Raw genomic sequence first — 23,419 nt, forward strand, 5'->3', positions numbered from 1 at the left:
GCGATCCCAACATGTGGAACCTGCGCCATGAAGCATCCCTTCTCGCTTGCCAGCCGGCACTCGCCCGACCTCGCGCGCGTCCTTGCCTATTGGAAAAGCCTGCTGCGCGGTTCGGCGGAAATCCCCTTCTGGGACGACGCTAGACTTTCCGACCTCCCGGACTTGGCCGACCGGCTGTTCCTGATCGACGTGTTCCGCAAGCCCGAGCGCTTCCGCTTTGGAGTGGTGGGCGAACGTGTCGGCGGAAAGGACTTGAGCGGCCTGTTCCTCGACGATGTGGACCTGCCGCCACCTCATGCCTTCCTGCGCGGTCAATGCTCGGTGACTGTCGAATGCAGCAAGCCGACCTTCTATCGCCGTGAAGGCGCCGGAGGCTACGAGCGGCTCGTCCTGCCCATGTGGGGCGAGGGGCACGTCTCCATGCTGTTGGGCGCCGTCGACGTCGAGTGACTCCGGGGGACGCCAGCTTCGACCTGGGCCCGGGCGTCTCACGCGAAGCGCTCGACGGTGCCGGCTGGCCCCGGCGAGGCTGCGCGCCTGTGATTGTCCCGCCCTAGGCGCCGATCCCCGCCATGTAGGTTCGCATGTCGAAATAGTCGCGCCAGACCTTGATCTTGCCGGCTTCCAGTTCGAACACGCCGCAGCAGGGAAGGTCGACCTTGCGTTCCCCCAGCCGCGTCCGGTCCAATCGCTCGGCAAAGACCAGGTTCCCGGAGGCGGCGATCCTGATCAGGTCCCATTCGGTGGCGGTCCAGGGCTTGATGAAGGCTGCGATGAAGCCCTCGATGGCCTGGCGGCCCTGGATCGGACTCGCGGGAATGTTGTGGTAGACGCCGTCTTCCGCGAAGAAGCTGGCGAGTTCAGCCGGATCCAGGCGTGACCAGGCGGCGATGAACTCGCGGATGACCTCTTCGTTATCAACCATGAGCCCCCACCTCCGAACTGGCCGCCCTCTTGGTGCGGCTGGAAAAGCTACAATGCTGCTTCAGCTCGAGCCTGTCATCCACGCGGGGTCCGGCGGCGATGACATCTCCGCGTGGGCTTCGGCATCTATTCAGAGTCGAGGAGCGTTGCGGCGCCCAGCAGGGCGGGCAAGGGGCGTGTGATCAGGAAGGTCGGGATCCTGCGCAGGTAGGTCTCGAAGCGGCCCTTGGATTCGAAGCGCGCCCGGAACTGCGACCGTGCAAACCGCTCTCCAAGCTTGGGCGCGATGCCGCCGGCGATATAGACGCCTCCTTCGGCGCAAAGCGTCAGGGCCAGGTTTCCGGCGATTGTCCCCAGCATGGCGCAGAACATCGTGGTCGCCTCCTGCGCTTGAGGATTGGTCCCCGTCGCACCAGTTTCGGTAATCTCCTTCGGTGAGAGCGCCTGTCTCGGCGCGTCATCCAGATGGCCGATCGCCTCATAGAGGTTGACCAGTCCGGGCCCCGAAAGCACCCGCTCGGCCGAGGCATGACCGTAGCGCTCGCGCACGACCTCCAGGACGGCCGCCTCACGGGGACTAGAGGCCGCCATGGTCACATGGCCCCCTTCGCTGGGAAACGCCTCAAAGCCTCCCTTAGCCGGCATAAGCAGGCTCATGCCGAGGCCGGTGCCGGGGCCCAGGACGGCGATAGGCGTAGCGGGGGCCGGCGCGCCCTCGCCAATCTGCAGGAACTCCTCCTCCCTCAGGTGGGGGATGGCCAGTGCGTTGGCTGCGAAGTCGTTGACGACGCGCAGGCGTTGCAGCCGGAGGCGATCTCTCAGGGCGTCCACGGAAAAGCGCCACGGATGATTGGTCATCACCGCCTGACCGCCCTGCACGGCCCCGGCGATCGCCAGGACGGCGGACGTGGGGGACGCTATGCTCGCTCTCATTTCGAGGAACTCGCGGATCGCGTCGCCAATGTCGGGATAGAGGCCCGAGGCGAACACCACCGGTTCCTCGATGGAGCCGTCAGGCGCGACCAGTGAGAAGCGCGCGTTCGTTGCGCCAATGTCGCCAACAAGGCCCCACGCCGCCATCCAGTCGCTCCTCTATCTCAGTTGAGACTTAGCCAGAGCCACAGCCCGCCCATCGCAAGGGCGAGCAGGCAGACAGGCGCTGTCATTCGTAGAATCTCAGCGTCGCGGTTACGGCAGCCGACCGTCGCGGCGCCGGCGATGATGTTGTGCGGGCAGGTCATGTTGCCGGCCGCCGCGCCGGCTCCCTGGCCGGCGGCCATGCTTGTGACCGGAAGGTCGAGGGCTTCGGCCGCGCCGACTTGGAACGGAGTGAGCAAGATGTTCGAGGCCGTCGCCGAACCGGTCACGAACGACCCGACGGCGCCGAGAAGCGGCGTGAGCAGCGGCCATAGGCCGCCCACCACCAAGGCGGCGCCCGCCAGCTCTGCGATCAGGCCGCCATGGACCATGACACGCGAGAGGTAGAGCATGACGAGCAGGGCGAGCGCCACGGGACCAAGCCGGCGGGCTGCTGCGGCGGCGGCGGCCGCTAGAATCCTTCCATCTTTCGATTGCAGAAGGCCGCCGATCAGGAAGCCGGCCGCGAGCATGGTCCCGGCGTGGTAGAGTGGTTGGAAGGCGCCACGGAAGGGCCCGCCCAGGCTCCAGGCGAATTCGAACGAACGCAGCGCCTCGCTGGCCCCCGGCGGCAGGCGGGTAATGCCGATCAGCCCCACAATGATCAGGTAAGGCGCCAGCGGCACGACAAGTTCGCGCCCCGAGAGCGGCGGGGCGTCGGCCGATTTCTGCCGGGCGATAAGAGCGAACGCGCCGCCGCCTATAAGAGCTGCGCCGATGGTCGGCAGTTCTGGGCCGGCGAGGAACGCCAAGGCGATATAGGGAAGGAAGAAGCAAAGGCCGGCGGCCGCTCCCATGGCCACGTCTCCCGGCGTGGGCGGCCGGGGCCCGGCGAGCCACACGAGCGCGGCGAGCAGGCCGACGCCGGTAAAGCAAGTGGCGATCGCCGTCTCCGCCGCCAGGGCCGGCGCCGGATCGGCCAACAGCCCAGCCTGCGTCAGAACCGGTGTGCCGAGCGCGCCGAACGCCACCCCTGCGGCATGACCGACCAGCGCCAGAACGACGGCGCGCACCGGATCGTGGCCGAGGCCTACCAGGAGCGGAGCGACGAGGGCCACCGGCGCGCCAAAGCCTGCGGCGCCTTCCATGAAGAGCCCAAAGAACCAAGCCACGAGGATGACCTGCGTCCGCGACCGCGTAGAGATCCGGCTGAGCGCGTCGCGGATTTTCGCCAGCGCGCCTGTCCGATTCTGCAGTTCATAGATCGCCAAGGCGGGAAACACGATCCAGAGCACCGTAAAGCTCAGGTGCAATGCTTCGACGCCCGTCGCGGCCAGCGCGCCAGCCGGCCCGAACCGGGGCAGTCTCGTCTCGCCCAGGCCGAAGGCTGCGAGTGCGATGAGGACCGCCAGGATCAACCCGACCGCCCCAGCGGTCGCCGCGCGCCACCGCAGAGCCAGCATTAGGGCGACGACCGAGACCAGCGGCGCGGCGGCGAGGAGCGTAGACACCGATGCAGGTCACCCCGCGGCCGCGTGCGGGGGAGCGGGGACCTGGTGGAGCGGCTGGCCCGACGCCTCGAACGCGGAGATGTTAGCCAAGGTGGTCTCGGCGATGGCGCTGAGCGCTTCGGTCGTGAAGAAACCTTGATGTCCGGTGACGAGCACGTTCGGAAAGGTGAGGAGCCGTGCGAAGACGTCGTCGCTGATGATCTCCTGCGAGCGATCATCGAAGAAGAGGCCCCCTTCTTCCTCGTAGACGTCGACGGCCAAGCTGCCGATCGCGCCGCTTTTCAGCGCTGCGATGACGGCTCGGGTGTCGATCACCCCGCCGCGGCTGGTGTTCACGAGCATTACGCCAGGCTTCATCTGCATGATGGTTTGGGCGTTGATCAGCCGGTAAGTGGCGGGAACCAGCGGGCAGTGCAATGAGACGATGTCCGCGGCGGCGAACAGTTCCTCCAGCGACACCCGTTCTATGCCGGCTGCGGCGAGCGCGGGGTTCGGGCTTGGGTCGCTGACGACCACGCGGCAGCCGAAGCTGGACAGCAAGCGGGCGACGATCCCTCCGATGGCGCCTGCGCCAACCACGCCAGCGCACTTTCCATGCAGATCAAAACCAAGCAGGCCGTCGAGCGCGAAGTTGCCTTCGCGAACCCGATTATAGGCGCGGTGGGTCTTGCGGTTCAGGGTCAGGATCAGGGCGAGCGTGTGTTCGGCGACTGCGTGCGGTGAATAGGCCGGCACATGGGCGATGGTCAGGCCAAGCTGGGCCGCCGACCTCAGGTCGACATTATTCACACCCGCAGCGCGGAGGGCGACGAGCCGAACACCGTGTTCCTGCGCCCGGCGAAGCACCTCGGCGTCGAGCTCATCGTTTACGAAGGCGCAGATGACCTCGAAGCCGCAAACCAGATCGACAGTCTGAGCCGAAAGGCGAGTCTCGAAGAAGGTCAGTTCGTGGCCGATCGCGAGGTTCGCCTCGTGCAGGAACCGCTCATCATAGGGCCTTGCGCTGAAGACTGCGACGCGCACGCGACATCCTCCCGCTCAATCTGCAACCGTGCCGCGCCACCGTCGCTCGCCAGAGATAAGGTCCGGGCGCTCCCGCAGCGGCCGAGCAGACATCTGGCTAGATCTGCTCAATTCGCACTTACAACGCTAGCGCCGGCAAGCGTTCTTGGCGAGCATTTGGCGCAACAAGCTACGGGACCGATGCAGTCGGCGCAGCCCGTCGGCCGCTGCGCCGGCTTCAGATGCAGGGCAATCTCATCTGACATCGCAGCCCATCTGGCTCGTAGTTGAGGTTCAGGGAGCCGCCGGATTGCGCAAAGCCGGCCTTGAAGAGCTTTGAACCAAAGCCAGTGCGTTGCGGCGGGGTCACGGGCGGACCCTGCAACTCTTTCCAGGTCAGCGTCACGCCTCGCGGGCATCTGAGCCAGGTAAGGCGTAGCCGTCCTTCCGGCACGGAGAGGGAGCCATACTTGGTGGCGTTGGTGGCCAGTTCGTTGAGCAGCAGGGCCAGAGTCACCGCGTGGCTGGGGTGCACCTTCACGTCGGGCGTCGTGGGAATCCCGTCGAGACGCGCTTCGATATTGTAGGGGGAGAGAATCTTGTCGACGAGGGGCGCCAGGGGGACCGGCTGGCCATGCTTCTCAAGTAGCAGGCTCTGCGCGCGAGCCAAGGCCTGCAGCCGGTCGAGCAGTCCGCGCTGGAATTCCTCCGCTGTCCGGGCGTGGCGTCCCGTCTGACGGGCCAGGGCCTCGGCTACGGTCAGCACGTTGATCACCCTGTGCTTGTACTCGCGACTGACCATGGCGAGCTCGTCCGCAAGCTTCGCCTCTCGCCGGAGCGCAGCGCTCATCGTTCCGGCGACCAGCACGATAGAACCTGAGACAACCAGAAAGATTACCAGATCCCACAGATGGCTGCCGCTAAACTCAAGACTCGTGGGGGTCCCGACGAATCGCCAGTTGGCCACCAGTCCGCCCAGCACTGAGGCGACGGCGCCGGCCGAGAGGCCGCCGACGACGGCGGAAAGCAGCACGGCGGCGATGAACGCCAGGTAAGGCGCTTCCGCGGCCAGAAGGCTTCCGGCGACGGTGCGGCACGCACCGGCCAGCACCGTGAAGGCTGTCGCCAACAGCGCGCCGCTCCACCATCTCATTGGCCGCACAGGTGTCAGGGTCCCGAGCACCATCGCTTCCCCCCTGTTGAAGAAACGCGGACAGGTTACTCCCAGAGGTGGAGTGTGGCTGTTGACTGAGATCAAGGTGACGATTGACGCGGCAACCCGCTCGCCTGGAGCGGGTGGGTGAGCTATAGATTGAGGGTTCCGTGGAAATAATAACGTTATTGCGTGGTTCCGAAAGAATACTAAAGACTAGGCGGTCGGCGCCGACGTTCTTGCTCAACGTTAACGACACAGGGTTTGAGCGGCATTGGCCACTCCGAAGCCGTTGTGCAGCCAAGCTGTTCTGGACACCCACGACGTCGCCGTTCACGCAGCTGGCGACGCTGCAGACGTCTGTGATAGGCGCCTCGCGAACCAATCGGGCGGCGGAGTCACGTATTTCACAGGGTGCCCGGCAGGCGGCGTCAGGGGAGGGCGGAGAACTGCTATACCTTCAAGGGGCGCCTTATCCGCCCATCCACCTGTAGCCGACCTGAGGCTCCGTCAGGATGAGGCTCGGCGTGGTGGGATCGGGTTCGATCTTCTGGCGCAGCTGGCTGACGAAGACCCCCAGGCACTACACGTCCTGCTTGCGTGCGGCCCCCCAGGCGGCGGTGAGCAACTGGCGGTGGGTCACGATCTTTCCGGCGCTCTGAGCGAGCTGGGCCAAGCATACGGCGTCAGAAATTTCCGATAATCTTCCTTAGGCGATATTTGGATCTGTCGTTGCAGCGCGCTCGCGTCCCGCTGCGGCCTCCGCCTCCAAATCGCGATCCTCGCCCAACCTCCATTGCGTGACGGCGCCCTGTGGGCGACGCTTGGCGGGATGCCTGTCGACCAGAATTTCGCTTTCCTGCTCCTCGGAATCCTTCTCGCAGCGACGGTTGTCGCCGGAACCCTCTCCAGCCGCTTCGGCGTGCCCGCCCTGATCGGGTTCCTGGGCCTGGGGATGATCGCGGGATCAGACGGCCTCGGCGGGATCGCCTTCGCCGAGTACGGGCTCGCGCAAACCATCGGGGCCGGCGCCCTGCTCTTCATTCTCTTCTCCGGCGGGCTCGACACCTCGTGGGCGGCGGTCCGGAAGGTCGCTTCGCCCGCCCTGGTTCTGGCCACCGTGGGCGTGGCGATCAGCGCCGGGGTCATGGCGCTGGCGAGCGTGCTGCTGCTCGGCTTCGACCTCGTGAGCGGCCTTCTCTTGGGCGCGATCATCGGCTCGACCGACGCAGCCGCGGTGTTCGCGGTGATGCGAACCCAGGGGCTTGGCCTCAAGGCGGACATTCAGAGCCTTATCGAGTTCGAATCCGGGTCGAATGACCCGATGGCCATCTTCCTGGTGGGCGCCATGCTGGTGTTCATCGCCGCGCCCGCAACCCCGCTCCTGAGCCTCGGGTCCAGCTTCGTGCTGCAGATGACCGTCGGCGCGGCCGTCGGCGCTGCGGTGGGCTACGGGTTTGCAGGCTATATGCGGCGTTCCAGGCTTCGGACCGGCGGCCTGGCCCTGGTGGTGTCCGTGGCCGCCGGCTTCCTGGCGTTCGGCCTCGCCGGCGTACTGCAGGGCAACGGCTTCCTCGCCGCCTATCTCGCCGGCATCGTGGCGGGGAACCAGAGCTTCCCCATGAGCCGCGCGGTGAAGCTGTTCCAGGATGGGGTCGCCTGGCTCGGCCAGGTGGTGATGTTCCTGATCCTCGGGCTCCTGGTGTTCCCCTCGCAACTGCCGCAGGTGGCGGGGCTCGGCCTTGCGATCACCGCGATCCTGATGTTGCTGGCGAGGCCGATCAGCGTCTTTGCATGCCTTCTGCCGTTCCGCCGGTTCAGCCTGAAGGAGCTGGTCTTCGTGTCCTGGGCGGGTCTGCGCGGTGCGGTGCCGATCGTCCTGGCCACCTTCCCCGTCGTGGCGGGCGCGCCCAACGCGGAGACCATCTTCAACATCACCTTCTTCGTCGTGCTCGCCTCGTCGCTGGTTCAGGGGCCCACCCTCGGCTGGGCCGCCCGGCGCCTGGGCATCGCCGGACCGGCCGGCGGCCCGGCGGCGGCGAGCGACGCCGTGGCGGTCAAGACGACGGGCCGCGACGTCGGCTGATCGGTCAGCGCATCTCCACGTCCAGAAGATAGACGTACTGCTGGCCGGAGTGCAGGTCGCGCTCCACCACGCCCCCCTGCGCCGTTGGACGCGGATAGGAGATCTTGACCATGTGCAGGTCGGGGACCTGATAGATCGCCACCAGCGCCGGATCGACTCCGTAGACCTGAGCGACGGAGAGCGGCTGGATCGCCGGATCGTCGTGATGGCGGTTGTAGGCCTCGCGGCTGTCGAAGAAGAGATCGATGGTCACCCAGAACGGGCCGGCCACCTTGGAGCGCACGCGCGGGCAGACGTCCTTCAGCTTAGGCATGAGCCCCCTCCTCCTGTCTTGCGCCTTCGGCGGCCAGGTCGGCCCACTCGAAACGGACCAGCTCGAGCGGGTGATCGACCTCGACCACATGGTTGAGCTTGAATTCGTAGACCTGCCCCCTTGGCACCTCGGCAGGGGTCCAGGGGAAGCCGTAGCTCGGCATCTCGACGTCGTCGTCGATGGGCAGGTGGAAGAAATAGGGATTGCAGGCCTTCGCCATCTGGTTGGCCAGGTCCTGGGTCTGGGCGGTGATCACGCACAGCACGCCCACCTCCCGCGGCGGCGGCGCGTCCTTGGGGACGGGGCGCCCCGACACCGCGTTCCAGCCGTAGATGCGCAGGGAGACGTCGAACTCGCCCGCAGCCGCCCCCAGAGCCCGCTGGATCCGGCGGGTCAAGGCGCGCTGCATCTTGTCGTGGAACAGGTCGAGGTTGGCCAGCACCAGCGGATCGACGATGCCGACGATCATGATCGTCTGATAGGCGCCGCCGGCGGCCCCTTCCAGCTTCATGGTGTAGGGCTGCGGATTCCAGATCGAGTTGGTGACCCGCACCCGGGTCTCCGTCACCTGCTCGTAGCGTGCGCCGCTGACGTCGAGCATGCCGCCCGGTTCGAACAGCTGGAACGGGTTCTTGTTCTCGTAGAGCATGTGGGCCGAGACGGTGTGGACCGTGCAGCGGTTGCCGGGAAGCAGCGGCTCGACCTCGAACCCTCCGGCGTCGACGGTGATGTAGACGCCCGAGCCGCGCTCGGCGCCCGTGGAGCACTGGGCGCCGCACTCCCCCGTCTTGCCTGCATGCCACGAGGCCCCGGCCGGCGCGCCCTTCCAGATCGGGAAGGCCGCCAGCACCGCCGGATCGGTGCTGCGGCCGCCGATGACGATGTCCGCCCCCTGCTCGAGGGCGGCCACATAGGGCTCCGGACCCATCAGGGCGACGATGCGGGCGCACTGGTCGACCGTCGCCTCGTCCAGTTCGCCTAGCGGCGCCAGCGGCTTGATCCGGCCGGCGCGGAGCTTGGCCTTCACGGTCTGGGCCGTCTGCTCGGAGCGGATGACCGCGATCTTCGGCCGGTAGCCTTTCTCCCGGGCGATTTCGCGGACGATGTCGAGGGTCCAGTCCACATTGGGGTCGCCGCCGGCCTGGCCGGCGGTGCCGACGATCAGCTTGGCGCCGGACCTGGCCTGGGCGTCCATCAGCAACAGGAGGTCGGCTTTGACCGCGCTGCGGTTGTTCTTGGATGTGCCGGTCGCCAGATAGGCCGCCCCGCTGTCCGTGGAGCCCGCGTCCATCGCCATGACGTCGATCCCGCGCTCCAGGGCGGCCTCGACCTCGTCGGCCCGCACCCCTGCCCCCAGCGAGCCGACCGGCACGAACAGCCTGACCTTGGTGAATTCCTCTGTCGCCTGCATGTCCACTCCCTGCCCTCCCGGCGTCGGCCCTCGATATAGTCCCGCCCGAGGTCTACGGGGCGCATCGATGCATGCGCATCGCGCATGATGCGCCGCAGGGTCAGCCTTCGGCGGGCTGCTCGTTCATCGCCTTGACGATCGACCAGAAGCGCTCGGCCGCCGGGCTCTGGCGCGCGCGCGGCCGGTAGAGCCGGACGCCGATCGGAACGTCCCATTCCTGCCCGCCAGCGCGGACCAGCGCGCCGGTCTCCAGGTCCGGCCCGACCAGGCTGAGCGGCAACCAGGCGACGCCCCGGCCCGAGCGCGTCATCATCGCCAGGACCGTGGCCAGATGGGCGGTGAAGGCCGGGGTCAGCCAGGCCGACGGGCCGTCGAGCGCCGAGGTGGCCGCCAGGATGCGCCCCATGCCCGACACCTGACTGTAGGCGAGATGCGGCAAGGGCCGGTCCATGGTTCCGGGAAGCTGGTAGAGCGGCCCCTCGCCGGACGGATCCGGCGCGCTGACCGGCGCCAGGGTGTCGCGCCCGATGTCCAGGTGGATGAAATAGTTCGGCTTGAACGAGACCTGGGCGGACGGATGATGGTGGCAGAGCAGGAACTGGGCCTGGCCCTGCAGCATCTTCTGCTCGCAGCCGGCCATGTTGTCGGTGGCGAGGCTGACCCCGACTCCCAGCTTCTGTTCGGCCTCCGTGCGCTCCAGCCACTGGGGGAAGAAGATGACCGACAGCGCGTGGGTCGAAGCGAACTTGAGCGTCGCGGTGTAGGCGCCGGCGGCCTCCTGCGCCCGCTCGCGGCCCAGATAGATGCGCCGAAGCACGTCCTCGGCGACCGGCCGCCACTGCTCGCCGGCCGGTGTGAGGACGATCCTGTGGGTGTCGCGGTTGAAGAGCGGCGCGCCGATCCAGTCCTCCAGCATCCGGATCCGGCGGCTGAAAGCGGGCTGCGAGATGTTGCGCTTCTCCGCGGCGCGGGAGAAATGCGCCGACTCGACTAGGGCCAGGAAGTCTTCCAACCAGTCCAGTTCCATCTCGGCCTCTGCGATGCTCCTTGTAGGCCGCGCCGGAAGCGAGCCTAACGGCGCGGCCGACCGTCGGCCACCACGCATTCCGGCGGCGGATCGCCGCCGTCCAGTACGGCGAGCACCGAGGCCGCCGCGATCCAGTTGGTGCGGGCCAGTCCCTCGTGCGAGGAGGCGCCGGCATGGGGGGTGGCGACCACATTGGACAGGGCCAGCAGCTTTTCGGTCACGGGCTGGAAGCCGGGATCGCTTTCGCTGACAAACACGTCCAGGCCTGCGCCCGCGAGCCTTCCCGCCTGCAGGGCGGCGAGGAGGTCGGCGTCCTGGACGAGGCCGCCGCGGGCGGTGTTCACGAGGATGGCGCCGGGCTTCATCCGCTCGATCGCCCGGGCGTCGATGAGGAATTTCGTCTCCGGAGTCAGCGGCGCGTGGACGGACACGTAGTCGCTGCGGGCGAGCAGTTCGTCGAGCTCCACGAACCGGACCGCGCCGGTCTGCGCCAGGTCCGGGTCGGGTCGCCGCGTATGCACCAGCACTTCGGCCTCGAAGCCGGAGAGCCGTTTGACGACGCTGCGCCCGATGCGGCCCAGGCCGATGATCCCGACCGTCTTGCGGTAGAGGTCCGAGCCCATCAGGATCGACCACTTGCCGGCCTCCATCAGCGCCTGGGATTCCCGGAAGCGGCGGCCGACGGACAGCATCAGGCCGATCGTGTGATCCGCCACCGAGGCCTCGTTGCCGCCGGCGGCGATGGCCACCACGCGGCCGAGGTCCCGGGCCGCCGCCAGGTCCACGCGCTCGTAACCGACCCCGCGTCGGGACACGACGGCAAGCCCCGGCAGGGCGGCGAGCAGCTCGCGGGTCACCTTGGCGTGGCCGACGATCCAGCCCCCTGCCCCCGAAAGCAGTTCGACCAGCTCCTCGTGGGTGAAGTCCCCATCGGCCTTGCCGGGCGGTGGTTCGCAGATGGCCACCTCGCAGCCGCTGCGCGACAGGAGATCGGCCGCGGCGGGGTCGAAGAAGCGCTGGGTGACGACGATCCGTCGCGAAGGCGATGACATGGACTGGGGCCCCGGCCGGAACTGCACTGGCTCGGACCTAGCTTCGCCGGACGCCGGCAGCCAATGCCGAGCCCGCATCATCGGATGCGGATTGCGCATCATCTCGCGTCGCGGCGGCGCTGCGGAGCCAGGGGAAGGCGGTGAAATGCGCGGCCTCGAAGGCGCGGATCTCGTCCTTTCCCCGAAGGGTGGCGCCCACCGCGTCCAGCCCCTCGATCAGCATCTCCTTCAGGAATCCGTCGATCTCGAAGCCCTCCGATCGCCCCCCTGCCCGCACCGTCTGGGCGGGAAGGTCGATTTCGAAGCGGTTGCGGGTCGGGTCGGAGGCCATCTCGGTCAGGCGCTCCACTTGGCCTTCCGTCATCGACACCGCGAGGAGCCCGTTCCGGGCGCAGTTGTCGAAGAAGATCCCCGCATAGGTCGTGCCGATCAGGGCGCGCACGCCCAGCTGCCGCAGCCCCCAGACCGCATGCTCCCGGCTCGACCCACATCCGAAATTGGGGCCGACCACCAGGAAGCGGGCCCCGCGCCAGCCGGGGCGGTTCAGGATGAAGGCCTCGTCCGGGCCGCCGTCCCGGTGGAAACGAAAATCGGCGAACACGCCCTCGGCCAAGCCGGCGCGGTCCACCCCCTTGAGGAAGCGCTTCGGCATGATGACGTCGGTATCGACGTTCGCAGCCGGCAAGGGGGCGGCGAGGCCCTCCAGGCGGGTGAAGGGCTCCATTCAGACCTCCGGTGTAAAGCTGCGGCAGTCGGCGAGGCGGCCGGTCACCGCCGCGGCGGCGACCATGGCCGGGCTCATGAGGTGCGTCCGCCCTCCAGCCCCCTGCCGGCCTTCGAAATTGCGGTTGGTGCTGGAGGCGCAGCGCTCGCCGGGCACCAGGACGTCGTCGTTCATCGCCAGGCACATGGAGCAGCCCGACTGCCGCCACTCGAAGCCCGCCTCGCGGAAGAGCCGGTCAAGCCCTTCGGCCTCGGCGTCGCGCCGGACCTGGCTCGAACCCGGCACCACCATAGCCCGGACGCCCGGCGCGACCTTGCGGCCTTTCACCACCGAGGCGGCCGCCCGCAGGTCCTCCAGGCGCGCATTGGTGCAGGACCCGATGAAGGCCCGGTCGATGGGGATGGCGTCGAGGCGCTGGCCCGGCGCCAGGCCCATATAGGCGAGCGCCCGGGCCATGTCGCGGCGGACACCGGGGTCGGGCTCCAGGGCCGGGTCGGGCACGACCCCGCCGATGGGCGCCGCCTGGTCGGGGCTGGTCCCCCAGGTCACCATCGGCTCCACGTGCTCGGCGACGAGGGCGACCTCACGATCGAAGGCGGCGTCGGGCGCGCTGCGCAAGGTCCGCCAGGACTCCACCGCCTTGCGCCACAGGTCAGTCGGCAGGCCGACCCGAGGGGCCAGGTAGTCGAAGGCCTTGTCGTCGGGCGCTACGAGAGCGCCCCGCGCGCCGCACTCCACGGCCATGTTGCAGATAGTCATCCGGCCCTCGACGCTCATTGCCTCGATCGCCGAGCCGGTGAACTCGATGGCGAACCCCGTGGCCCCCGCGGCGCCGATGTCGCGGATCAGCGCCATGATCACGTCCTTGGGCGTGACCCCAATGGGCAGGCCGCCATCCACCCGCACCCGCATGGACCGCAGTCGGCGGTAGATGACCGTCTGGGTCGCCAGATAGTGCTCGATGTCGGACGTGCCGATGCCGAAGCCGAGCGCGCCCAGCGCTCCGTAGGTGGTGGTGTGGCTGTCGCCGGCGCCCAGGACCATGCCCGGCATCACGCGCCCGGTCTCGGGCATCACCACATGCTCGATCCCCTGGAGCGGGTGGAGCACGTCATAAATGGGGATGCCGAAGTCGCGGCAGTTCTCCGCGAAATATGCCGTCTGACGCGCCCCGCCGGCGTCCGACATCTCCGCGCCGCGGTCGGGCGCTGTGGGGTTGACGTGGTCGACCACCCCGAGCGCGGCCTCGGGGCGCCAGACCGCGCGGCCGGCCTCCCGAAGGCCGGAGAACGCCTGCGGGCTGGTATATTCGTTGAGCACGGTGCGATCGACATAGAGCAGGACCAGGCGGCCTTCCGGATCCAGGTCGCGCACCCGATGAGCGTCGACGATCTTGTCGTAAAGGGTTCGGCCCTTCGTCATTCCAACCATGGCTCCAGGTGCGAGGGCGGGACCCTAGGCGCGCGCCTCGCCCCAGCGCGATGCAAAGCTTGCATGGATCCATGCCGACGCCGGACGCCGGCTTCGGGCTAGAAGCCGCCGCGTGCGCGATACGGCCAAGTCGGCGCCGGCGCGGCCGAAATAATCTGCCGACCGATATGGGGGAAAGGTGAACCTGTCAGTCCTGGGTTTTGCGACCCTCGGCGTCTTCCTGGCGCTGGTGCTCACCAAGCGGCTGTCCGCCGTCGTGGCCCTGATCCTGGTGCCGGTGGTGTTCGGCGCGCTCGCCGGCTTCTCGCCGGATCTCGGCAAGATGATGATCCAGGGCGTCCAGGAGGTGGCCCCCACCAGCCTGATGCTGGTCTTCGCCCTCCTCTACTTCGCGGTGATGATCGAGGCGGGCATGTTCGAGCCGCTGGTCCGCAAGGTGCTGGCGGTGGCGGGCGAGGACCCGCTGCGCATCTCGGTCGGCACGGCGATCCTGGCCATGACCGTGTCGCTGGACGGCGACGGGGCGACCACGGCCCTGGTGACCATCTCGGCCATGTACCCCGTCTATCGGCGGGTGGGGATGAACCCGCTGATCCTGGCGACCCTGCTCGGGCTCTCCAACACCATCATGAACTGGCTGCCTTGGGGCGGTCCCTCGGCCCGTGCGGCCACCGCCCTGCGCGTGGACATCGCCGACGTCGTCGGTCCCCTCCTCCCGGCCATGGGCCTGTGCCTGCTGGCGATCCTGGGGATCGCCTACCTCTTCGGACTGATGGAGCGCCGCCGTCTGGCGAACGACCTGGCCGCGGGGCGAGCCTGCCAGCCGTCCACGGCGATCGACCCCTCGACGCCGAAGGAGACCCGCAACCTGGCGCTGAACCTGATCCTGACCCTCGCCCTCATCGTCGGCATGGTCTCGGGCCTCGTGCCCCTGCCGGCCCTGGTGATGAGCGCCTTCGCCCTCGCCGTGACCATCAACTTTCCCCGCCTCCAGGAGCAGCGGGAGAAGCTCGCCGTCCACGGGGAGACGGTGCTGACCATGGTCTCCCTGATCTTCGCGGCCGGCGCCTTCACCGGAATCCTCGGCGGAACCGGGATGATCGACGCCATGGCCCAGACCCTGGTGTCGTCGATCCCAGGTCAGTTCGGCCCTTATCTCGGCCCGATCACCGGCCTGCTCAGCATGCCGCTGCTGGTCTTCATGTCGAACGACGCCTTCTTCTTCGGCCTGCTGCCGGTGCTGGGCGCGACGGGCGCCGCCTACGGAGTGCCGGCCGAGGAGATCGCCCGCGCCTCGCTGGTGGGCCTGCCGCTGCATGGAATCAGCCCGTTCATCGCCCCGATCTATCTCGTCGCCAGCCTGATCCGCTGCGACGTCGGCGCCCTGCAGCGGTTCGCCCTGCCCTGGGCCTTGCTGATGAGCCTGTTCGCACTCTTCGCAGCCATCGTGACCGGGGCTGTGGCGTTCGGCCCCTGACCGCTACAGCGGCGCGCGTTCAAGTCGTCAGGCGCATATTTCCATTCGTGTTTCGCATCATGAAATCGATGCCGAAGCGAATAGAGAGTGACTTCACGGGGGCGGGCGTCGCCTTCGAAGAGCTCAAAGGCGACGCCCGCAAAGAATGTCGAAAACAATCTCTTTGCAGCCGCCTGACGTCTTGCCAAACCGCCCCGAAAACTAGGGGCGACCGCGGCTCCAAGGGTGGGTGGTCGCTCGAAACTTCAAGAACTTCACAGAAAAACCGGGATGGGAGGAAGTCATGAACACCGGCCTAAGCCGCATGTCCTTATTCGCGGGCGCCGCCCTCAGCGTGCTGCTCGGCGCGCCCGCCGTGGCGCAGGATGGCGCGACCGTTGAGGAGATCGTCGTCACCGCGCAGCGCCGGAGCGAGCGGCTTCAGGACGTGCCGGTGACCGTGACGGCGTTCGGGGCCACGCAGATCGAGGAGTCCCACATTGTCGGCGTGCAGGACATCATCACGCGCACGCCGGGTCTCAGCTTCGACGCCTTTCCCGCCAGCGAACCGCGCCTGTTCATCCGCGGCATCGGCTCGTCCGACCGAGGGTCCGCCGGCGATCCCAGCGCAGCTGTCTTCCTCGACGAGGTCTATCTGGGTCGCCCCTCGGCCATCGCCTTCGACGTGTTCGACATCGAGCGGATCGAGGTCCTGAAAGGGCCGCAGGGTACGCTCTACGGCCGCAACGTGGTCGGCGGCGCGATCAACGTGATCACCAAGGCTCCCGAGCTCTCCGGCTTCGCGGGCGCCCTGGAGGGCACGCTCGGCAACTATGACCGCCGGGAAGTGGCCGGCATGGTCAACCTGCCCTTCGCCGACGGCCTCGCCGCCTTCCGCCTCAGCGGCAGCGTCCGGAAGCACGACGGCTACACCAAGAGCCTGGTGACCGGCGGCGATCTGGAGGCCGGCGACACCCGCAGCGCCCGCGCCCAATTGCTGGTGGAACCGAACGACACCCTGAGACTCCATCTGACCGCAGACGTGACCACGGATCGCGGATCCGGACCTGCGAACCACGTCATCTTCACCACCCGGCCGGACCGATATCCGCTGTCGCTGGATCCGAAGAAGAGCCTGGCCACCATCGATGGGCGCCAGGACCGCGACACCCACGGCCTGCGTGCGGAGGTCAGCTGGTCCCTGCCATTCGGAACGCTGAGCTATCTCGGCTCGCACCGGGAGGTGGACTACGAGTCCTATTACGACTTCGACGGCTCGAACGGCACGCGCGGCATCGAGGGCGGCGACATCGAGCACAGCAAGCTGACGAGCCAGGAGCTGCGCCTGCTGTCGCCCCAGGAGAGCCGGGCGAGCTGGGTGCTGGGCGTCTACACCTATCGCGCCGAGACGAACCGCACGGTGGTCAACAACACCTTCAACTTCGCCGGCCGCGAACGTGTGGTGCAGGACGCGAAGCTGGAGAGCTATGCGGTCTACGGCGACATCACCTATCCGGTCACCGAGCGTCTGAACCTCATCGCCGGCGTCCGCTACACCAAGGACGACAAGGACTACCACATCGTCAATCTCGGACCGCAGGGGTTCCAGACGGTCTTTCCGCTGAACGCCCGGGCGAGCGCCAGCTTCGACGCGGTGACCTGGCGCCTGGGCGCCGACTACCGCATCGCGCCCGACCACATGATCTATGGGATGATCTCCCGTGGCTTCAAAAGCGGCGGGTTCCAGGACGCGCCGAGCTCGTTCGAAGCGGCGGTGACTCCGTTCAATCCGGAATACGCCACCCAATACGAACTCGGTCTGAAGCAGCAGTTCTTCGACCGCGCTCTGACCTGGAACAACTCGATCTACCTGATCGACTACACCGACCTTCAGACCGGCCAGACGGTGGGGCTGTCGAAGCTGACCAACAATGCCGGCGCGGCCACCGTCAAGGGTTACGAGACCTCGTTCTTCTGGCGGATCGGAGCCGGTTTCGATCTGGGGATCAACTACGCCTATACGGACGCGAAGTTCGACGACTTCCAGACCGTCGACGACAACAACAATCCGGTGAACCTGGCCGGCAAGCGGCTCAGCCGGACGCCGCGGAACAAGCTGACGGTGTCGCCGAGCTACACGCTCGACCTGGCCAACGGCGGCGAGCTGCGGGCGACGGCGGAGTACCGCTATGAGAGCCTCATCTACGACGACAACAGCAACCAGCCGCCGGAGATCCGCGAGCCGTCGGAGTTCGTCGACGCCAACGCCGGCTACGCCAGCCCCGACGGGTCTTGGACCTTCTCGGTCTGGGGCAAGAACCTGACCGACGAGCGCAGCCGCACCTTCCAGGTCTTCTTCAACGCCACTCACTTCGTCGCCTACAACCCGCCGCGGACCTACGGCGCCACGCTCAGGTGGAATTTCTAAAGTCGAGCTTCTTCCCCGACCTTGCGCCAGCGGCCCTCGCCGCTGGCTCTTTTTCGGGACCTGCCGCAGAGGACGTCCAATGCCCCGCCGTCGCAGCCCAGGCGCTCAGTTCGCCGCACCCGTCTTGATGCTCCTGCTCGCGCTCAGCCCGGCGTCCGCCGCCGGCGGCGAGCTACCTCGCGGGCCCGCCGCGGGGGACATGGATCTCTCGCCCTTCTATCGGTGGGAAACGCCGCTGCCCGACCGGCCCGGCGCCATGCTGCGCAGCGAGGCGATGCCCGACCAGCCGGAGATCACCGCGGCGGCCGAGGGCTTGCGCATCCTCCACACCTCCACCGACGTGCGGTGGCGCAGCGGGCAGGTCCCGGTCAGCGGCGTGCTCTACCTTCCGAAGGGGCGGGCTCCGGCCGGCGGTTGGCCGCTGTTCGCCTGGGCGCACGGCACGCTGGGAATCGCCGACGTCTGCGCGCCGTCCTGGACCGGCTTGCGGGCGCGCGACGCGACCTACCTGAACCGGTGGCTCGAAGCGGGCTTCGCGGTGGTGGCGACCGACTACCAGGGCCTCGGCGGACCCGGCCCACACCCCTATCTCTACTGGCCGGCGGAAGGCCGCTCTGTGCTGGATTCGGTGCGGGCTGCGCTCGCCGAGAAGCCTGGCCTGATCGCCAATCGAGTGGTGATCGCTGGACAGTCCCAAGGCTCCGGCGCAGCGCTCGGCGCGGCGAAACTGGCCGCCGAATATGCGCCCGAACTGAACATCTCCGGCGTGATCGCCACCGGCGTGAACGTCACCTTCCCGGACGGCCCGGTTTCGCTGCCGGAGCGCAATTCCGCCAACCTGTTCCTGAGCCTCGCCTCCGGCGGTCTGCGCGACGACGGCCCGCGGATCGAGGACATCGTGAGCCCCAAGGGCGAGCAGCTGCTCGCCCGGGCGCGGGAGGCCTGCACCAAGGAGATCGGCCTCCTGGCGCGCGAGCTCAAGGCCGGCTCTCTGGCCGACGCACTCTCGATCTCGCTCGACGAACTGGCCGCCGTCCGCATCCCCGTGACCCAAATGGACATGGAGCCCATCGACGCGCCGGTGATGGTCGGCACGGGTCTCTCGGACGCCACGACCACGCCGATGCTGCAGTACGCCGCCGTCTCGGCCATGTGTGTTTCGGGCGGTACGGTGGGTTGGCGCCGCTATCCCGGCCTAGGCCATGACGGCGCCATGCACGGATCGCTGGATGACTCGATCGCCTTCGCCCGGCGGGCGCTCGCCGGCGAAGCCATATCGTCGGACTGTTCGGCCCTGTCGCCCCCTGGCCCGCCCGGCGCGCTGAACCCCCAGGCGCCGTTCAACGAGGACTGATCGACCTAGAGCAAAATCCGATTCACTTGAATCGGATTTTGCTCAAGACACCTTGAATTTAGAGCATTTTCTTCTCCGAACCGGTGTCCACTTCGGCGAAAAATGCTCTAGGAGGTTTCCCGCCGCCGCACGCGGTCGCCGTTCGAGAGCGCGCGATCCGGATGCAGCACCACCACGTCGCCGGGGGCGAGCCCCGCGCGGATTTCGGCCGTCTCGCCGTCGTTGCGGCCGACCTCCACGCGATGCAGGCGGGCGCGGCCGCGTTCGACCTTGAAAACGGCCCAGGCGCCGTCGCGTCGGAACAAGGCGCCTACCGGCGCGCGGACCACGTTGCGACCCTGCCAGGCGGTCACCGCAGCCTCCACCCGATAGCCGTGGCCCAGGGCGCCGGCGGGCGGCGTTTCGAGGAAGTCGAGGATCACATTGACCCGCTGCTCCTCGACGCCCAGCGCCGAGACCTTCAGGAACCCGAACGGCTCGACCTGGCGCACCCGTCCGCGCAAGGCGCCGCCGCCCCAGGCGTCGATCAGGGCGTCCGCCCCGGGCCGGACCTGCACCGCGTCGCTGGAGAGGAATTCGGCCACCACTTCCAGCGCCCCGGGATCGCCGATCTCCATGATCGCCGCGCCGGCGTTCACCACGCTTTCGCTTTCCTGCATCACCCGCAGCACCCGCCCGGAGGTGGGCGCGCGGATCGCCACCGAGCGGCCGCCGGATCCGATCTGATCGGGGGTGATCAGGCGAGTGCGCGCGCCCTGCAACTCGGCGGCGCGAGCTTCGACATTGGCGCGGGCCGCGTCGGCCGCCGCCGAGGCCGAGGCGACTTCCAGGCGCGCCCGGTCTAGGGCGCTGGGGGCGGCGAAGCCTGTCGCGGCGAGCCGCTCGACGCGGTCGGCCTCGGTGCGGGCATGGGCGAACTGGGCGTCGGCCCGCCTCTGCTCCTCCCGCGCCAGGGCGAGCGCGGCCTCGGCCGAGCGGGCCGCAGCCTGCACTTCCCGACGGGTGCGCTCGTCCAGCAGGGTCGGATCGCTGGGTTCGATCAGGGCGATGGTCTCCCCCGCCCTTACGGTTTCCCCGGCGCGGTTGCCGACCCGCAGCAGGCGGCCGGCCAGGGGAGCCGAAATCACATAGGCCTCCCGCACCCGCGTCCGGCCCTCGTCGCGCACCCGCACCGTCAGGTCGCCGCGCGTCACCTCCGCCAACTCCGCCTGCATGGCCCGGGGCCAGAAGGCGGCGGCCAACAGCAGGGCGAGCACGACGGCCGCGCCGCCCCAAAATATGGTGCGGAAGTTCCACTGGATTCGGGGCGGTTTCATCCGGCTACTCCCCCGTCTTCAAGGTTGCGGGCAGGTCGAGTCGGTCGATCTGTCGACGCACGAGAAGGCTCGACCCGGCGGTGACCGCCAGCACCACGACCCCGGCCACCCCGAAGGTGGCCGGGGCGATGACGAACGGCAGGCGGAACATCTCCGAGCTCATGGCGTGGGCCAGGTACCAGGCCAGCCCCGCCCCCGCTGCAGCGCCCAGCGGCAGGGCCGCCAGCGTCAGCAGGGCGACCTCGCCCAGCAGGATGTAGGAGACGTCCGCCCGCGAGAAGCCGAGGACCCGCAGGGTCGCCAGCTCCCGCTGGCGCTCGGCGAACGAGATCCGCACGGTGTTGTAGGCCACGCCCAGCGTGATCAGGCCGGCGAAGAAGATATAGACGCCGATGGCGGCGCCCAGGCTCTGGTCCAGCATCTCCGCCAGCCGCTCCCCTGCGAGGGACTGAAGGGCGACGCCCGCCACGGCCGGCGCCCGCTTGAGGCGCGTATAGAGCCCCTCGACCCCCGACTCGTCCACCGTGAGGTAGGCGCCGGACACCACGGGGCCTTCCCGCAGCAGGCGATTGAGATCCTCGAGCCGCATCTGGGCGCCGGAGCCCACATAGCTGGTGCTCACCGCCGCGATCGGCAGCTCCACGACCGGCCGCCGCCCTTCGGTGATCTCGACGGTCAGCACGTCGCCCGGCCCGGCTTGAAGCTTCTCCGCCAGGTCGCTGGAGAGGAGCAGGCCTCCCGGCGGCGGATAGACCGGACGGTTCTGCGCGTCGATCATCCGCGACAGCTTCGCGTCCAGCGGCGCGCCGACGATCGCCACGCGTTCTTCCCGATGACCGTGCCGGAGCCTTGCGGAGGCGGCGCGGAACGGCTCGGCCGCGAGCACGCCCGGCTCCCGCGCCAGGCTGAAGAAGGCGCGCTGCGGCCTCGCCTCCACGAAGGTGACGGCGATGTCATGGCGGTTGGCGACGTTGAAGCTGGAATCGATCATCACGTTCATGCCGTCGATGGCCGCGAGCGTGGCGACCAGCAGCCCGCCGGAAGCTGCGATTCCCGCCACGGTGAAGGCCGCGCGCCAGGGCCAGCGCACGATCTGGCGCAGGATCATCCGGGACTGCTGGTCGAAGACCGCAAGCTTCGTCACGCCCGCCCCCGCGGCCTTGGAATAGTCAGGCGGCGGCGTCGGGGTCATGGCCTCGGCTGGGTTCAGCGCCGCCGCCCGCCGAACGGCGAAGGCCGCGCCGCCCAGGATCGCGACCGCCGCCACGCCGGTCACCACGGCGTAGTCGGCCGGGTGAGCCTGGAAGACCAGGAAGGGGAACCGGTAATAGGCCGCATACAGCTCGGCCATCATCCGACCCAGCCAGACGCCCGCCCCTGCGCCGAGCGCCAGGCCGCCAGCCCCGATCGCGGCCACAAGCTTCAGGTAATGGGCCGTCACCTCGAGGTTGGAATAGCCGAAAGCCTTCATCAGCCCGACGCCGGCGCGCTGCACCGCGATCAGCCGGGCGATCACCACATTGACCAGGAAGGCCGCCACGGCCAGGAACACCGGCGGCAGGACGACGCTCATGGTGGATAGCTGGTCGATCTCGCTTGAGACGAAGGCGTCGGAGATCTGTTCGGAGCGGCCATAGGCCCCCGGCGCGCCATAGGGCTCCAGCAAGCGGTCAAGCCGGGCGATCACCGCGGCTTCCGAAGCGTCGCGCGACAGGCGCACCACGGCCTCGTTGAAGGCGCCGTCCTGCTTCACCGCCCGGGCCAGGGCCCGGCGGCCCATCCACATCACGCCGAACAACCGCTCGTCGGGCACCATCTGCCCCGGCGCGATGGCGTAGACGTGCTCGGGCGACAGGGCGACCCCCGAGATGACGAGGTCGAGCCGCCCGCCATAGATGGTGGCCGGAACCACGTCGCCGACATCCAGCTCATGGGCGTCGGCGAAAGCCTGCAGCACCACGGCTTCCTCGGGACGGTCGGGCCGGGGCGCGCGTCCGCGGACCAGGTGCAGCCGGTTGACCGCCGGCTGACCTTGGTCCGGCAGGGAAATGACCTCGCCGGTGGCCGGCTCCTCCATGCCTTCGACGTCGAAGAGGGCGCCGATCCGCACGCGCGTCTCGGCGGCCTGCACGCCGTCGATCGCGCGGATGCTGTCGATCAGCGCCTGGGGCGCCCGCACGGTCGGCGCCCAGACGTCGGCGAAGAGGTAACGCTCGTAATAGGCGCGCCGGGTCTCCTCCAGCGAACTCAGCATGCCGGTCGCCAGCAGGTGGACCGAGACGCCGGCGGCGATGACGAGCGCGATGGCCAGGGCCTGGGTCTTCATCGCCCACAGGTCCCGCACGAGCTTGCGGTCCAGCGCCCGCATTCGGGACGGCAGGCGCATCACCATGAGATGTCCCGCGGAGCCTTCTTCTGGGCGTTCTCCCGCACCTCGCGCACGGCTCCGTCGGCGAACACCACCACCCGGTCGGCGATGGAGGCGATGCCGGCGTTGTGGGTGATCAGCAGGGTGGTGGCGCCCAGGTCGTCATTGACCGTCTTCAGCGCCTCGAGCACCCGCACGCCCGTGGCCGAATCCAGCGCGCCGGTCGGCTCGTCGCACAGCAGCACCGAGGGCTGCTTGGCCACGGCGCGGGCGATGGCCACGCGCTGCTGCTCGCCGCCGGACATCTGAGCCGGGAAGTGGTCCAGGCGTTTCTCCAGCCCGACCAGGGCCAGCGCATCCTCGGGCTTGAGCGGATTCTCGGCGATCTCGGTGACCAGGGCCACGTTCTCGCGCGCCGTCAGGCTAGGCATCAGGTTGTAGAACTGGAAGACGAAACCCACGTGACGACGGCGGTACTCGGTCAGTTCCCGTTCGGTGGCTCCGGCGATGTCCTGGCCGCGGAAGCTCACCTCGCCGGAGGTGGCGGCGTCCAGCCCGCCCAGGATGTTGAGGAAGGTCGACTTGCCGCTGCCCGAGGCGCCGAGCACCACCACCATCTCGCCGTCGGGCAGATCGATGTCGACGCCGCGCAAGGCGTGGACCGCGGCCGGGCCGGATCCATAGACCTTGGTCAGCCCGCGCGTCGCGAAGCAGAGGCCCCGCGCAGCTTGCTCGGAGATCGCCATGTCGCCTCCTTACCGCGAGGCGAGGCGCTAAAGCTAGGGT

The 23,419-nt window shown here is 68.4% G+C and carries 20 protein-coding genes; 5 read left to right on the top strand and 15 right to left on the bottom strand.

Going from position 1 to position 23,419, the window contains the following annotated elements; genetic code table 11:
• Nucleotides 1-27: 27 nt before the first annotated feature.
• Nucleotides 28-450: a hypothetical protein gene (locus ACK41C_RS15450; RefSeq protein WP_409656043.1), complete on the top strand. Its 423-nt coding sequence runs from the start codon at nucleotides 28-30 to the stop codon at nucleotides 448-450.
• A gap of 103 nt (nucleotides 451-553) precedes the next feature.
• Here ACK41C_RS15450 and ACK41C_RS15455 read toward each other — a convergent pair whose 3' ends face one another.
• The 6 genes from ACK41C_RS15455 to ACK41C_RS15480 form a co-directional block, all read right to left on the bottom strand.
• Nucleotides 554-925 (bottom strand): SgcJ/EcaC family oxidoreductase, encoded by a 372-nt coding sequence (locus tag ACK41C_RS15455; RefSeq protein ID WP_409656045.1) that lies wholly within the window; start codon nucleotides 923-925, stop codon nucleotides 554-556.
• Between the two features lie 125 nt (nucleotides 926-1,050).
• On the bottom strand, nucleotides 1,051-2,004 hold the full coding sequence (glk, locus tag ACK41C_RS15460) for a glucokinase (protein WP_409656047.1): 954 nt from the start codon (nucleotides 2,002-2,004) through the stop codon (nucleotides 1,051-1,053).
• A gap of 17 nt (nucleotides 2,005-2,021) precedes the next feature.
• Entirely contained in the window at nucleotides 2,022-3,512 is a 1,491-nt protein-coding gene (locus ACK41C_RS15465) for an L-lactate permease (protein ID WP_409656049.1), read from the bottom strand.
• Nucleotides 3,513-3,521: 9 nt separating this feature from the next.
• The gene (locus tag ACK41C_RS15470; RefSeq protein ID WP_409656051.1) at nucleotides 3,522-4,535 is read right to left on the bottom strand and encodes a 2-hydroxyacid dehydrogenase; all 1,014 of its coding nucleotides are present in this window, start codon (nucleotides 4,533-4,535) and stop codon (nucleotides 3,522-3,524) included.
• Nucleotides 4,536-4,752: 217 nt separating this feature from the next.
• On the bottom strand, nucleotides 4,753-5,643 hold the full coding sequence (locus ACK41C_RS15475; RefSeq protein WP_409656053.1) for a sensor histidine kinase: 891 nt from the start codon (nucleotides 5,641-5,643) through the stop codon (nucleotides 4,753-4,755).
• A 496-nt stretch (nucleotides 5,644-6,139) separates the two neighbouring features.
• Nucleotides 6,140-6,247: a winged helix-turn-helix domain-containing protein gene (locus ACK41C_RS15480; RefSeq protein WP_409656688.1), complete on the bottom strand. Its 108-nt coding sequence runs from the start codon at nucleotides 6,245-6,247 to the stop codon at nucleotides 6,140-6,142.
• Nucleotides 6,248-6,499: 252 nt separating this feature from the next.
• Here ACK41C_RS15480 and ACK41C_RS15485 point away from each other — a divergent pair, with 252 nt between their 5' ends.
• A complete protein-coding gene (locus tag ACK41C_RS15485) occupies nucleotides 6,500-7,753 on the top strand; it encodes a potassium/proton antiporter (RefSeq protein WP_409656057.1) in 1,254 nt (417 codons plus the stop codon).
• Between the two features lie 4 nt (nucleotides 7,754-7,757).
• On the opposite strand, the gene ACK41C_RS15490 is transcribed toward ACK41C_RS15485, so the two are convergent.
• From ACK41C_RS15490 to leuC, 6 genes are all read right to left on the bottom strand, one after another.
• A complete protein-coding gene (locus tag ACK41C_RS15490) occupies nucleotides 7,758-8,066 on the bottom strand; it encodes a DUF4387 domain-containing protein (RefSeq protein WP_409656059.1) in 309 nt (102 codons plus the stop codon).
• Entirely contained in the window at nucleotides 8,059-9,477 is a 1,419-nt protein-coding gene (locus tag ACK41C_RS15495; protein ID WP_409656061.1) for an acyclic terpene utilization AtuA family protein, read from the bottom strand. The genes ACK41C_RS15490 and ACK41C_RS15495 overlap by 8 nt, the downstream gene beginning before the upstream one ends.
• Before the next feature lie 100 nt (nucleotides 9,478-9,577).
• Nucleotides 9,578-10,504 (bottom strand): LysR family transcriptional regulator, encoded by a 927-nt coding sequence (locus tag ACK41C_RS15500; RefSeq protein ID WP_409656063.1) that lies wholly within the window; start codon nucleotides 10,502-10,504, stop codon nucleotides 9,578-9,580.
• Nucleotides 10,505-10,548: 44 nt separating this feature from the next.
• Entirely contained in the window at nucleotides 10,549-11,556 is a 1,008-nt protein-coding gene (locus tag ACK41C_RS15505; protein WP_409656064.1) for a phosphoglycerate dehydrogenase, read from the bottom strand.
• Nucleotides 11,557-11,593: 37 nt separating this feature from the next.
• Complete coding sequence (gene leuD / locus ACK41C_RS15510; protein WP_409656066.1) at nucleotides 11,594-12,280, bottom strand: 3-isopropylmalate dehydratase small subunit; 687 nt, start codon at nucleotides 12,278-12,280, stop codon at nucleotides 11,594-11,596.
• Nucleotides 12,281-13,702 (bottom strand): 3-isopropylmalate dehydratase large subunit, encoded by a 1,422-nt coding sequence (leuC, locus tag ACK41C_RS15515; protein WP_409656068.1) that lies wholly within the window; start codon nucleotides 13,700-13,702, stop codon nucleotides 12,281-12,283.
• A 187-nt stretch (nucleotides 13,703-13,889) separates the two neighbouring features.
• Here leuC and ACK41C_RS15520 point away from each other — a divergent pair, with 187 nt between their 5' ends.
• The 3 genes from ACK41C_RS15520 (at nucleotide 13,890) to ACK41C_RS15530 (ending at nucleotide 18,949) form a co-directional block, all read left to right on the top strand.
• Nucleotides 13,890-15,188, top strand: a complete 1,299-nt coding sequence (locus tag ACK41C_RS15520; protein WP_409656070.1) for a CitMHS family transporter — start codon at nucleotides 13,890-13,892, stop codon at nucleotides 15,186-15,188.
• 304 nt (nucleotides 15,189-15,492) lie between these two features.
• Nucleotides 15,493-17,595, top strand: a complete 2,103-nt coding sequence (locus ACK41C_RS15525) for a TonB-dependent receptor (protein ID WP_409656072.1) — start codon at nucleotides 15,493-15,495, stop codon at nucleotides 17,593-17,595.
• 199 nt (nucleotides 17,596-17,794) lie between these two features.
• Nucleotides 17,795-18,949, top strand: a complete 1,155-nt coding sequence (locus ACK41C_RS15530) for a lipase family protein (protein ID WP_409656074.1) — start codon at nucleotides 17,795-17,797, stop codon at nucleotides 18,947-18,949.
• A gap of 107 nt (nucleotides 18,950-19,056) precedes the next feature.
• On the opposite strand, the gene ACK41C_RS15535 is transcribed toward ACK41C_RS15530, so the two are convergent.
• The 3 genes from ACK41C_RS15535 to ACK41C_RS15545 are packed head-to-tail and all read right to left on the bottom strand — an operon-like array spanning nucleotide 19,057 to nucleotide 23,379.
• Nucleotides 19,057-20,265, bottom strand: coding sequence for an efflux RND transporter periplasmic adaptor subunit (locus ACK41C_RS15535; protein ID WP_409656076.1), 1,209 nt, complete (start codon nucleotides 20,263-20,265; stop codon nucleotides 19,057-19,059).
• Between the two features lie 4 nt (nucleotides 20,266-20,269).
• Complete coding sequence (locus ACK41C_RS15540) at nucleotides 20,270-22,657, bottom strand: FtsX-like permease family protein (protein WP_409656078.1); 2,388 nt, start codon at nucleotides 22,655-22,657, stop codon at nucleotides 20,270-20,272.
• A complete protein-coding gene (locus tag ACK41C_RS15545) occupies nucleotides 22,651-23,379 on the bottom strand; it encodes an ABC transporter ATP-binding protein (protein ID WP_409656080.1) in 729 nt (242 codons plus the stop codon). Before ACK41C_RS15545 ends, ACK41C_RS15540 begins: the two co-directional genes overlap by 7 nt.
• Between the last annotated feature and the right edge of the window lie 40 nt (nucleotides 23,380-23,419).

The sequence above is a fragment of the Phenylobacterium sp. genome (assembly GCF_046290725.1).
Lineage (GTDB): Bacteria > Pseudomonadota > Alphaproteobacteria > Caulobacterales > Caulobacteraceae > Phenylobacterium.